11 protein-coding genes are annotated in these 12,768 nt (G+C 52.4%); 3 read left to right on the top strand and 8 right to left on the bottom strand.

The annotated features are described in order from the left end of the window. The first annotated feature begins 166 nt into the window (after positions 1 to 166). The gene (mngR, locus tag ACUU1M_RS04940; protein WP_000509906.1) at positions 167 to 889 is read left to right on the top strand and encodes a mannosyl-D-glycerate transport/metabolism system transcriptional repressor MngR; all 723 of its coding nucleotides are present in this window, start codon (positions 167 to 169) and stop codon (positions 887 to 889) included. Positions 890 to 992: 103 nt separating this feature from the next. Here mngR and sucD read toward each other — a convergent pair whose 3' ends face one another. From sucD to sdhC, 8 genes are all read right to left on the bottom strand, one after another. Further along, the gene (sucD, locus tag ACUU1M_RS04935; protein ID WP_000025451.1) at positions 993 to 1,862 is read right to left on the bottom strand and encodes a succinate--CoA ligase subunit alpha; all 870 of its coding nucleotides are present in this window, start codon (positions 1,860 to 1,862) and stop codon (positions 993 to 995) included. Next, on the bottom strand, positions 1,862 to 3,028 hold the full coding sequence (sucC, locus tag ACUU1M_RS04930; RefSeq protein ID WP_001048600.1) for an ADP-forming succinate--CoA ligase subunit beta: 1,167 nt from the start codon (positions 3,026 to 3,028) through the stop codon (positions 1,862 to 1,864). The genes sucD and sucC overlap by 1 nt, the downstream gene beginning before the upstream one ends. Before the next feature lie 93 nt (positions 3,029 to 3,121). After that, positions 3,122 to 4,339: a 2-oxoglutarate dehydrogenase complex dihydrolipoyllysine-residue succinyltransferase gene (gene odhB / locus ACUU1M_RS04925; RefSeq protein ID WP_152028930.1), complete on the bottom strand. Its 1,218-nt coding sequence runs from the start codon at positions 4,337 to 4,339 to the stop codon at positions 3,122 to 3,124. Between the two features lie 14 nt (positions 4,340 to 4,353). Continuing rightward, positions 4,354 to 7,155, bottom strand: a complete 2,802-nt coding sequence (sucA, locus tag ACUU1M_RS04920; protein ID WP_001181462.1) for a 2-oxoglutarate dehydrogenase E1 component — start codon at positions 7,153 to 7,155, stop codon at positions 4,354 to 4,356. A 300-nt stretch (positions 7,156 to 7,455) separates the two neighbouring features. Further along, positions 7,456 to 8,172: a succinate dehydrogenase iron-sulfur subunit SdhB gene (sdhB, locus tag ACUU1M_RS04915; RefSeq protein WP_001235263.1), complete on the bottom strand. Its 717-nt coding sequence runs from the start codon at positions 8,170 to 8,172 to the stop codon at positions 7,456 to 7,458. A gap of 15 nt (positions 8,173 to 8,187) precedes the next feature. Then, a complete protein-coding gene (gene sdhA, locus ACUU1M_RS04910; protein ID WP_000775540.1) occupies positions 8,188 to 9,954 on the bottom strand; it encodes a succinate dehydrogenase flavoprotein subunit in 1,767 nt (588 codons plus the stop codon). Beyond that, a complete protein-coding gene (gene sdhD / locus ACUU1M_RS04905; RefSeq protein WP_000254365.1) occupies positions 9,954 to 10,301 on the bottom strand; it encodes a succinate dehydrogenase membrane anchor subunit in 348 nt (115 codons plus the stop codon). Before sdhD ends, sdhA begins: the two co-directional genes overlap by 1 nt. Next, the gene (gene sdhC, locus ACUU1M_RS04900; protein WP_000263347.1) at positions 10,295 to 10,699 is read right to left on the bottom strand and encodes a succinate dehydrogenase cytochrome b556 subunit; all 405 of its coding nucleotides are present in this window, start codon (positions 10,697 to 10,699) and stop codon (positions 10,295 to 10,297) included. The genes sdhD and sdhC overlap by 7 nt, the downstream gene beginning before the upstream one ends. Positions 10,700 to 11,079: 380 nt before the next feature. Between sdhC and ACUU1M_RS04895 the strand changes: the two genes are divergently transcribed. Together ACUU1M_RS04895 and gltA are read left to right on the top strand one after the other, a co-directional pair. After that, positions 11,080 to 11,187, top strand: a complete 108-nt coding sequence (locus ACUU1M_RS04895) for a hypothetical protein (protein ID WP_001305582.1) — start codon at positions 11,080 to 11,082, stop codon at positions 11,185 to 11,187. 205 nt (positions 11,188 to 11,392) lie between these two features. Beyond that, a complete protein-coding gene (gene gltA / locus ACUU1M_RS04890) occupies positions 11,393 to 12,676 on the top strand; it encodes a citrate synthase (protein WP_000785836.1) in 1,284 nt (427 codons plus the stop codon). The last annotated feature ends 92 nt before the right edge of the window (positions 12,677 to 12,768 follow it).

The following is a 12,768-nucleotide window of genomic DNA, read 5'->3' as shown; positions in this document are numbered from 1 at the left end:
GATCCTCACTTGATCGTTTTTATAGTCGCGCCAGTGTGCCCGATAAAACAACACCATTGCGTAATCAATTTCACTTGATTGAAATTATTTGCATTGTATTTGTGCTATTTACAGGATGAATTTGTCGGGCATAATGGCTAAATTCATATTAATGAGATGCTAAATAATGGGACACAAACCCTTATACCGACAGATTGCTGATCGCATTCGTGAGCAAATTGCGCGTGGCGAGCTTAAACCTGGCGATGCGTTACCTACCGAATCGGCATTACAAACAGAGTTTGGCGTCAGCCGGGTTACGGTGCGTCAGGCTTTGCGCCAGTTAGTCGAGCAACAGATCCTCGAAAGCATTCAGGGCAGCGGGACTTACGTCAAAGAAGAGCGGGTCAATTACGATATTTTTCAGTTAACCAGTTTTGATGAAAAACTGTCGGACCGTCACGTCGATACACACAGTGAAGTTCTGATATTTGAAGTGATTCCGGCTGACGATTTTCTTCAGCAACAGCTACAAATCACCGTGCAGGATCGTGTGTGGCATGTGAAGCGCGTGCGCTATCGCAAGCAAAAGCCAATGGCGCTGGAAGAAACCTGGATGCCGCTTGCGTTGTTCCCGGATCTCACCTGGCAGGTCATGGAAAATTCGAAATATCACTTTATTGAAGAAGTGAAGAAGATGGTTATCGATCGTAGCGAACAGGAAATCATTCCTCTGATGCCAACCGAAGAGATGAGCCGTCTGCTTAATATCAGCCAGACAAAGCCGATTCTTGAAAAAGTATCGCGTGGATATTTAGTTGATGGTCGGGTGTTTGAATATAGCCGCAACGCTTTTAATACCGATGACTATAAATTTACCCTGATAGCGCAGCGAAAATCATCGCGATAAGCACAAAAAAGGCCATCATACGATGGCCAACCATGTCGAAACCGACAGCCCTTCGCCATTCCTGTAGAGGGACGCGGCGAGGGCTATTTCTTATTACAGATATTTATTTCAGAACAGTTTTCAGTGCTTCACCGATATCCGCCAGGCTGCGAACGGTTTTCACGCCTGCGGCTTCCAGAGCAGCGAATTTCTCATCCGCAGTCCCTTTCCCACCGGCAATGATCGCACCCGCGTGGCCCATACGTTTGCCTTTCGGCGCAGTCACACCAGCGATGTAACCCACAACTGGCTTGGTAACATGCTCTTTGATGTACGCTGCCGCTTCTTCTTCAGCGCTACCGCCGATCTCACCGATCATCACGATCGCTTCGGTCTGCGGATCTTTTTCGAACATTTCGAGAATGTCGATAAAGTTAGAGCCAGGGATCGGGTCACCGCCGATACCGACACAGGTCGACTGACCGAAACCGTAATCCGTGGTCTGTTTAACCGCTTCATAGGTCAGTGTACCGGAACGGGAAACGATACCCACTTTACCCGGTTTGTGAATGTGACCCGGCTGGATACCGATTTTGCATTCACCCGGGGTGATAACGCCTGGGCAGTTCGGGCCGATCATACGAACGCCTGCTTCGTCCAGTTTCACTTTCACGGTCAGCATATCCAGCGTCGGGATGCCTTCAGTGATGGTGATAATCAGTTTGATGCCTGCATCGATAGCTTCCAGAATGGAGTCTTTGCAGAACGGTGCTGGTACGTAAATAACAGACGCGGAAGCGCCAGTAGCAGCAACAGCTTCACGCACGGTGTTGAACACTGGCAGGCCGAGGTGGGTAGTGCCGCCTTTACCTGGAGTTACGCCACCAACCATTTTAGTGCCGTATGCAATGGCCTGTTCTGAGTGGAAAGTCCCCTGGCTACCGGTAAAGCCCTGGCAGATAACCTTGGTGTTTTTATCAATTAAAATGGACATTATTTCCCCTCCACTGCGGCAACAACCTGCTGAGCTGCATCCGTCAGACCTTTTGCTGCAATAATATTCAGGCCGCTGTCAGCCAGTTTCTTCGCGCCGAGTTCGGCGTTGTTACCTTCCAGACGTACCACGACCGGTAGGTTAACACCCACTTCCGCTACCGCGCCGATGATACCGTCAGCGATCAGGTCGCAACGAACGATACCGCCGAAGATGTTAACCAGAACGGCTTTCACTTTGTCGTCAGAGAGGATGATTTTGAACGCTTCGGTTACACGTTCTTTGGTTGCGCCGCCGCCAACGTCCAGGAAGTTAGCCGGTTCGCCGCCGTGCAGTTTAACTATGTCCATCGTACCCATCGCCAGACCTGCGCCGTTAACCATACAACCGATGTTACCGTCCAGCGCAACGTAGTTCAGTTCCCACTGTGCAGCCTGTGCTTCACGCGGATCTTCCTGCGACTGGTCACGCATTTCGCGCAGATCAGGCTGGCGGAACAGGGCGTTGCCATCAGCGCCCAGTTTGCCGTCGAGGCAAATCAGATCGCCCTGTTTGGTGATGACCAGCGGGTTGATTTCGATCAGCGCCAGGTCGCGCTCCAGGAAAATGGTCGCCAGGCCCATGAAGATTTTGGTGAACTGCTGAACCAGTTTACCTTCCAGACCCAGTTTGAACGCCAGCTCGCGTCCCTGATACGGCATCGGGCCAGTCAGCGGATCAAGCGCAACTTTATGGATCAGGTGCGGAGTTTCTTCCGCCACTTTTTCGATTTCCACGCCGCCTTCGGTGGAGGCCATAAAGACCACGCGACGGGAACTACGGTCTACAACGGCACCGAGATACAGCTCTTTAGCGATATCGGTCGCCGCTTCAACCAGAATCTGGTTAACCGGTTGGCCATTGGCATCTGTTTGATACGTTACCAGACGCTTGCCCAGCCAGTTTTCTGCAAAAGCACGGATGTCTTCTTTGCTGTTTACAACTTTCACACCGCCCGCTTTACCGCGGCCACCAGCGTGAACCTGACATTTCACCACCCACGGACCGGCACCGATTTTTGAAGCGGCTTCTTCTGCTTCGCGCGGAGTAGTACAGGCATAACCCACCGGTGCTGGTAAGCCATAGCGGGCAAACAGTTGTTTTGCCTGATATTCATGTAAGTTCATGTGTTCTGTCCATCCTTCAGTAATCGTTATCTTTTAAACCGTAGACCGACACCCTATCCACGTCGGTCTACAGTGCAGGTGAAGCTTAAACTACTACACGTCCAGCAGCAGACGCGTCGGCTCTTCCAGCAACTCTTTGATCGTTACCAGGAAGCCCACGGATTCGCGACCATCGATCAGACGGTGATCGTAGGACAGCGCCAGGTACATCATCGGCAGGATCTCAACCTGACCATTCACCGCCATCGGACGATCTTTGATAGCGTGCATACCCAGAATTGCGCTCTGCGGCGGGTTGATGATCGGCGTAGACATCAGGGAACCGAACACACCACCGTTGGTGATGGTGAAGTTACCACCGGTCAGATCTTCAACCGTCAGCTTGCCATCACGGCCTTTGACTGCCAGCTCTTTGATTTTCTTCTCGATGTCTGCCATGCCGAGGGTATCGACATCACGCAGAACCGGCGTCACCAGGCCGCGCGGCGTAGAAACCGCCATGCTGACGTCGAAATAGTTGTGGTAAACCACGTCATCGCCGTCGATAGACGCGTTCACTTCCGGGTAACGTTTCAGGGCTTCAACCAACGCTTTCACGTAAAAGGACATAAAGCCCAGACGGATGCCGTGGCGTTTTTCAAACGCTTCACCGTACTGCTTACGCAGATCCATAATCGGCTTCATGTTGACTTCGTTGAACGTGGTCAGCATGGCGGTGGAGTTTTTCGCTTCCAGCAGACGCTCTGCCACACGCTTACGCAGGCGAGTCATCGGGACACGTTTTTCACTACGTGCAGCCAGAGCCGGTTGCGCCGCCGGAGCAGCCGCTGCCGGAGCAGACTCTTTCGCCGGGGCTTTCGCCAGATGTTTTTCCACATCTTCACGAGTCAGACGACCACCCACACCGGTGCCTTTAATGGCGCTGGCGTCGAGATTGTGTTCAGCCAGCAGGCGACGGATCGCCGGGCTTAACGCATCGTTGTTTTGCTCTTCCAGAGACGCCTGCTGACGTTGCGCCGGAGTGGACGCTTTCTCTTCAGATTTGGCGCTGGTTTCTTTACCGGCGCTGTTGTCTTCACGCAGGCGACCAAGGATCTGACGAGACGTTACCGTTGTACCTTCATCTTCCAGAACCGCATCCAGAATGCCGTCTGCTGATGCCGGTACTTCCAGTACCACTTTGTCAGTTTCGATTTCTACCAGCACTTCATCACGTACGACTGCGTCGCCGGGTTTTTTATGCCAGGTTGCGACGGTGGCATCGGCTACGGATTCAGGCAGGTCAGGGACCAGAATATCTACGCTACTCATTGTGTATCCTTTATTTATTCGACGTTCAGCGCGTCATTAACCAGATCTTGTTGCTGTTTCTGGTGAACGGACATATACCCTACCGCCGGAGAGGCGGAGGCCGGGCGGCCTGCATAACGCAGAGAAGCCCCAAACGGAATCACTTCACGGAAATGATGCTGGCTGCAGTACCATGCGCCCTGGTTGAGCGGCTCTTCCTGGCACCAGACAAAATCCTTGACGTGAGCAAACTGCTGCAACACTTCCTGCATCGCTTTATGTGGGAACGGGTAGAGTTGCTCGATACGCACAATGGCGACATCGTGTTGATTGTTCTTACGACGCTGTTCCAGCAGGTCGTAATAAACCTTACCAGAACACATCACTACGCGCTTCACGCCCTTCGGATCAAGCTCGTCGATTTCACCAATGGCTGGCAGGAAGGTGCCGTTCGCCAGTTCTTCGAGGCTGGAAACCGCCAGCGGATGACGCAGCAGGGATTTCGGCGACATCACGACCAGCGGACGACGCATCCCGCGCAGCGCCTGACGACGCAGCATGTGGTAAACCTGTGCCGGGGTAGACGGTACGCAAACCTGCATGTTTTGCTCAGCACAAAGTTGCAGATAACGTTCCAGACGCGCGGAGGAGTGCTCCGGCCCCTGCCCTTCGTAACCGTGCGGCAGCAACATCACCAGACCACACATCCGGCCCCATTTCTGCTCGCCAGAGGAGATGAACTGGTCGATAACCACCTGCGCACCGTTGGCGAAGTCACCGAACTGCGCTTCCCAGATGGTCAGGGTGCGTGGTTCTGCGGTGGCATAACCATATTCAAACGCCAGCACGGCTTCTTCTGACAGTACGGAGTCCCAGACACGGAACGCGCCCTGACCGTTATGGATGTGTTGCAGCGGCGTGTAAGTGGAACCGTTAGACTGGTTGTGGATCACCGCGTGGCGGTGGAAGAAGGTACCGCGACCGGAGTCTTCACCCGACAGGCGAACCGGAATGCCTTCATCAACCAGCGTGGCGTAAGCGAGGTTTTCCGCACCGCCCCAGTCGAACAGTTTCTCACCGGCTGCCATCGCCTGGCGATCGCCATAAATCTTGGCAACGCGAGACTGCATTTCAACTGCTTCTGGTACCGTACTGATACGTTTAGCCAGTTCCTGCAGGCGCTTCATCTCAACTTTGTTCGGGTACTCTTCGTCCCATTCGTGGTTGAGGTACGGCGACCAGGTGAAAGAGTGCATGTTCATCGGACGCCACTCTGCCACTACGCAATCGCCAGCATCCAGCGCATCGCGGTACAGGTTAACCATCTCGGTGGCATCTTCCAGCGTCGCCACTTTTTCCTGCTCCAGCTTGTCAGCGTAGATTTTGCGCGGTGTCGGATGTTTTTTGATTTTCTGATACATCAGTGGCTGGGTTGCGCTCGGCTCGTCGGCTTCGTTGTGGCCGTGACGGCGGTAGCATACCAAGTCGATGAAGACATCACGTTTAAAGGTGTTACGGAAATCGAGCGCCAGACGGGTCACAAAGGCAACGGCTTCCGGATCATCCGCGTTAACGTGGAAAATCGGTGCCTGAACCATCTTACCGATATCAGTACAGTACGGTGTAGAACGGGCATCCAGCGGGTTAGAGGTGGTGAAACCAACCTGGTTGTTGATAACGATACGTACCGTACCGCCAACTTCATAACCACGCGCTTTCGACATGTTCAGAGTTTCCTGAACCACGCCCTGCCCGGTCACTGCGGCGTCACCGTGGATGGTGATTGGCAGCACTTTGTTGCTGCTCGGCTCATCAAGTCTGTCCAGACGGGCACGAACAGAGCCGATAACGACCGGGCTTACAATCTCAAGGTGAGACGGGTTAAACGCCAGCGCCAGGTGCACCAGGCCGCCATCGGTCTGGAAGTCAGACGAGAAGCCCATGTGGTATTTCACGTCGCCTGTGCCGAGGTGTTCTTTATGTTTACCGGCGAACTCGTCGAACAAGTCTTGCGGTTTTTTACCCAGCACGTTCACCAGCACGTTCAGACGACCACGGTGCGCCATCCCGAGAACCACTTCGCGGGTGCCGCTGTTGCCAGCGTGGCGGATCATCTCTTTAAGCATCGGGATTAACGCGTCACCGCCTTCCAGCGAGAAGCGTTTTGCGCCAGGGAATTTTGCGCCGAGGTAACGCTCAAGGCCTTCAGCGGCGGTCAGTTCGCTTAAGAAGCGTTTTTTCTCTTCGCTATTGAAAGTCGCGCGACCAGACTCGATACGCTGTTGGATCCAGCGTTTTTCTTCGGTGCTGGTGATGTGCATATACTCGGCACCAATCGGGCCGCAGTAGGTTTGCTTGAGGGCGGAAATAAGCTCGCCGAGTTTCATGGTTTCTTTGCCGCTGGCAAATGAACCGACGTTGAAGGTTTCCTGGAAGTCTGCTTCGGTCAGATCGTGGAAAGACGGATCCAGATCGGCCACTTTATCTTGCTGCCACAGTCCCAGCGGATCTAGATTCGCATGCTGGTGACCACGGAAGCGGTATGCGTTAATGAGCTGCAGGACTTTAACCTGCTTCACATTGGTGTCAGGGTCGGAGATCGTTGAAGAGTAACGTGAAGCGTCTTTCGCCAGGCGGCGGAAATATTCACGCGTTTGAGAGTGGAATTGATCCGGTTTGACTCCCGTACCAGGTAACTGCTGGAACGTCGAACGCCAGTTAGCGTCAACCGAGTCAGGATCGGTTAAGAAGTCTTCATAGAGCTGTTCTATCCAGCTCTGGTTTGCGCCAGAGAGGTAAGAAGAGTCCAACCAGGCTTTCAAAGCGCTGTTCTGCATCGTGATCCCTTAAGCATCTTTTTTATGCTTACTTCGCCGTGGATACTACCACGCACAGTGATGTGCGTGCCGGGGTTCACTTACGAGCTCTTGTCTACGTAGTGGCTCGCGAAGGAACCTTTAAAAACTGTCTTAGTGTCAGGGGCAGTTTTTAAAGATTTCCTGCATTTCTTTGTTACGCCTGATGCGCTGCGCTTATCAGGCCTGCGGGTAATGACTTGTAGGCCGGATAAGGCGTTCACGCCGCATCCGGCACTGGTTGCCTGATGCAACGCTTGCGCGTCTTATCAGGCCTACAGTTTACGCATTACGTTGCAACAACATCGACTTGATATGGCCGATGGCGCGCGTCGGGTTCAGCCCCTTCGGACATACACTGACGCAGTTCATGATGCTGTGACAGCGGAATACGCTGAATGCATCGCTCAAACCGTCGAGGCGGCTGTCAGTCTCGGTATCACGGCTATCGATCAGGAAACGATATGCCGCTAACAAGCCTGCCGGGCCGATAAACTTATCGGGATTCCACCAGAAAGACGGACAAGAGGTTGAACAACATGCGCAGAGAATACATTCATACAGCCCGTCGAGTTTTTCGCGCTGCTCTGGCATCTGTAAATGCTCGCGAGCTGGCGGATTTTGTCCATTATTCAACAGGTAAGGCTTAATTTTCTCATATTGCGCATAGAATTGTCCCATGTCTACCACCAAATCGCGGATCACCGGTAAACCTGGCAGCGGGCGAATCACAATCTTCTTGCCCGGCTGGTTGAGTGCCGAAATCGGGGTAATACAGGCCAGACCATTCTTGCCGTTCATGTTCAGACCGTCGGAACCGCACACACCTTCACGGCAGGAGCGGCGGAACGACAGGCTGGGATCTTTCTCTTTCAGCTGGATAAGCGCATCCAGCAGCATCATGTCGCGACCTTCTTCCGCTTCCAGGGTGTAATCCTGCATACGCGGAGCATCATCAACATCCGGGTTATAGCGATAAATTGAAAACTCGAGTCTCATTTTCCTGTCTCCGCATTAGTAAGTACGAATCTTCGGCGGGAATGCCGGGCGCAGTTTCGGTTCCATGTTGACGCTTCGGCGCGTCATGGATTCCGACTCAGGCAGATACAGGGAGTGGCACAGCCAGTTTTCATCATCACGATCCGGGAAGTCGAAGCGGCTATGTGCGCCACGGCTTTCGGTACGGAAGTTGGCAGAAACAGCCGTTGCATACGCCGTTTCCATCAGGTTATCCAGTTCCAGGCACTCAACGCGCTGGGTGTTGAACTCGCTGGAAGTGTCATCCAGACGGGCATTTTTCAGACGCTCGCGGATCACTTTCAACTGCTCAAGCCCTTTCGCCATCGCATCACCTTCACGGAAGACCGAGAAGTTATGCTGCATACATTCTTGCAGCGCTTTACGGATCGCCACCGGATCTTCACCGTTACGATTATTGTTCCACCGGTTCAGGCGATCCAGAGACGCTTCAACATCAGACTCGCTGGCATCGCGCAGTGCGCCCTGCTCGGCGATAGACTCTTGCAGATGCAGACCTGCCGCGCGACCAAAGACCACCAGGTCCAGCAGCGAGTTGCCGCCCAGACGGTTAGCGCCGTGTACCGATACACAAGCGATTTCACCAACGGCAAACAGTCCCGGAACAACCACATCTTCGCCTTTCTCATTCACAGTCAGCGCCTGACCGGTAACTTTGGTCGGAATACCGCCCATCATGTAGTGACAGGTTGGGATAACCGGAATCGGCTCTTTCACCGGATCGACGTGAGCGAAGGTACGGGAAAGCTCCAGGATACCCGGCAGACGGGATTCGAGAACTTCTTTACCCAGGTGATCGAGTTTCAGTTTCGCGTGTGGCCCCCACGGACCATCACAGCCGCGACCTTCACGGATTTCAATCATGATGGAACGCGCCACCACATCACGGCCCGCCAGGTCTTTGGCGTTCGGCGCATAACGCTCCATAAAGCGTTCGCCATGTTTGTTCAGCAGATAACCGCCTTCACCACGGCAACCTTCGGTGACCAGTACGCCCGCACCGGCAATGCCGGTCGGGTGGAATTGCCACATTTCCATATCCTGCACCGGTACGCCTGCGCGGATAGCCATGCCGACACCGTCGCCAGTGTTAATGTGGGCGTTAGTGGTGGACTGATAAATACGCCCTGCCCCGCCAGTCGCCAGCACGGTAGCGCGGGCTTTGAAATAAACCACTTCACCGGTTTCGATGCACAGTGCGGTACAACCCACCACCGCGCCATCCTGGTTTTTCACCAGATCCAGCGCATACCACTCGGAGAAAATGGTGGTGTGGTTTTTCAGGTTCTGCTGATAAAGCGTGTGCAACAGTGCGTGACCGGTACGGTCAGCAGCCGCCGCAGTGCGTGCCGCCTGCTCGCCGCCGAAGTTTTTCGACTGACCGCCAAACGGACGTTGATAGATACGACCATCATCGAGACGCGAGAACGGCAGGCCCATGTGTTCGAGTTCCAGAATCGCTTCCGGCCCGGTTTTACACATATATTCAATCGCGTCCTGGTCACCGATATAGTCCGACCCTTTTACGGTGTCGTACATATGCCATTCCCAGTTATCTTCATGGGTATTACCCAGCGCAACGGTAATGCCGCCTTGCGCAGAAACGGTATGGGAACGGGTCGGGAAGACTTTAGAGAGCAGCGCACAGGTCTGGCCGCTCTGGGAAATTTGCAGCGCCGCGCGCATACCTGCGCCACCGGCACCAATCACAACTGCATCAAATTCTCTGACTGGCAATTTCATCACACACCCCACACCACAACGAATCCATAAATCACGTAAACCACCAGTGCAACGACAATCACCAGTTGCAGCATCAGGCGCAAGGCCAGCGGTTTAACGTAGTCGGTCAACACCTGCCACATGCCGATCCAAGCATGAATCAAGATAGAAAACAGCGCCAGCAGGGTGAACACTTTGGTGAACGCAGAGGCGAAGAAACCGATCCAGACTTCATATGTCAGTTCGCCACTGGTGGCGAAAAAACCGACCATATAAATGATGTAGAGCGTCAGGACGATAGCGGTAGCGCGAACGAGGATGAAATCATGTACGCCATTGCGTCCTAATGCGGAGGCGTTGCTTACCATACGAGGACTCCTGCGAGAAGTGAAAGCACGACAGTAATAACAAAGGAGATTTTGGCGGAGCGTTTACCCGCTTCGAATGTTTCTTCCAGATAGCCAAAATCCATCATCATGTGGCGAATACCTACGACGACGTGATACGCCAGAGCGGTAAGGATGCCCCACATGATAAATTTGACGAAGAAGCTGCCCATAATCGCGGAAGCTTGCTCGAAACCTTCAGGGGAAGAGAGGCTGGTACCCAGAAGCCACAGCAGGATGCCCACTGCAACAAAGGTGATCACACCGGAAACGCGATGGAGAATGGACGCTATCGCCGTGATGGGGAACCGGATGGTCTGTAGGTCCAGATTAACAGGTCTTTGTTTTTTCACATTTCTTATCATGAATAACGCCCACATGCTGTTCTTATTATTCCCTGGGGACTACGGGCACAGAGGTTAACTTTCTGTTACCTGGAGACGTCGGGATTTCCTTCCTCCGGTCTGCTTGCGGGTCAGACAGCGTCCTTTCCATAACTGCGCATCATGCAAAACACTGCTTCCAGATGCGAAAACGACACGTTACAACGCTGGGTGGCTCGGGATTGCAGGGTGTTCCGGAGACCTGGCGGCAGTATAGGCTGTTCACAAAATCATTACAATTAACCTACATATAGTTTGTCGGGTTTTATCCTGAACAGTGATCCAGGTCACGATAACAACATTTATTTAATTTTTAATCATCTAATTTGACAATCATTCAACAAAGTTGTTACAAACATTACTAGGAAAAGCATATAATGCGTAAAAGTTATGAAGTCGGTATTTCACCTAAGATTAACTTATGTAACAGTGTGGAAGTATTGACCAATTCATTCGGGACAGTTATTAGTGGTAGACAAGTTTAATAATTCGGATTGCTAAGTACTTGATTCGCCATTTATTCGTCATCAATGGATTCTTTACCTGCAAGCGCCCAGAGCTCTGTACCCAGGTTTTCCCCTCTTTCACAGAGCGGCGAGCCAAATAACAAACGGGTAAAGCCAGGTTGATGTGCGAAGGCAAATTTAAGTTCCGGCAGTCTTACGCAATAAGGCGCTAAGGAGACCTTAAATGGCTGATACAAAAGCAAAACTCACCCTCAACGGGGACACAGCTGTTGAACTGGATGTGCTGAAAGGCACGCTGGGTCAAGATGTTATTGATATCCGTACTCTCGGTTCAAAAGGTGTGTTCACCTTTGACCCAGGCTTCACTTCAACCGCATCCTGCGAATCTAAAATTACTTTTATTGATGGTGATGAAGGTATTTTGCTGCACCGCGGTTTCCCGATCGATCAGCTGGCGACCGATTCTAACTACCTGGAAGTTTGTTACATCCTGCTGAATGGTGAAAAACCGACTCAGGAACAGTATGACGAATTTAAAACTACGGTGACCCGTCATACCATGATCCACGAGCAGATTACCCGTCTGTTCCACGCTTTCCGTCGCGACTCACATCCAATGGCAGTCATGTGTGGTATTACCGGCGCGCTGGCGGCGTTCTATCACGACTCGCTGGATGTTAACAATCCTCGTCATCGTGAAATTGCCGCGTTCCGCCTGCTGTCGAAAATGCCGACCATGGCCGCGATGTGTTACAAGTATTCCATTGGTCAGCCATTTGTTTATCCGCGCAACGATCTCTCCTATGCCGGTAACTTCCTGAATATGATGTTCTCCACGCCGTGCGAACCGTATGAAGTTAATCCGATTCTGGAACGTGCTATGGACCGTATTCTGATCCTGCACGCTGACCATGAACAGAACGCCTCTACCTCCACCGTGCGTACCGCTGGCTCTTCGGGTGCGAACCCGTTTGCCTGTATCGCAGCAGGTATTGCTTCACTGTGGGGACCTGCGCACGGTGGTGCTAACGAAGCGGCGCTGAAAATGCTGGAAGAAATTAGCTCCGTTAAACACATTCCGGAATTTGTTCGTCGTGCGAAAGATAAAAATGATTCTTTCCGCCTGATGGGCTTCGGTCACCGCGTGTACAAAAATTACGACCCGCGCGCCACCGTAATGCGTGAAACCTGCCATGAAGTTCTGAAAGAGCTGGGCACCAAAGATGACCTGCTGGAAGTGGCTATGGAGCTGGAAAACATCGCGCTGAACGACCCGTACTTTATCGAGAAGAAACTGTACCCGAACGTCGATTTCTACTCTGGTATCATCCTGAAAGCGATGGGTATTCCGTCTTCCATGTTCACCGTCATTTTCGCAATGGCACGTACCGTTGGCTGGATCGCCCACTGGAGCGAAATGCACAGTTACGGTATGAAGATTGCCCGTCCGCGTCAGCTGTATACAGGATATGAAAAACGCGACTTTAAAAGCGATATCAAGCGTTAATGGTTGATTGCTAAGTTGTAAATATTTTAACCCGCCGTTCAAATGGCGGGTTAATTTTTATATGCCTAAACACAAAAAATTGTAAAAATAAA

This window comes from Shigella sp. SIG6 (genome assembly GCF_053555815.1).
This window is presented reverse-complemented; position numbering and strand designations above follow the sequence as displayed.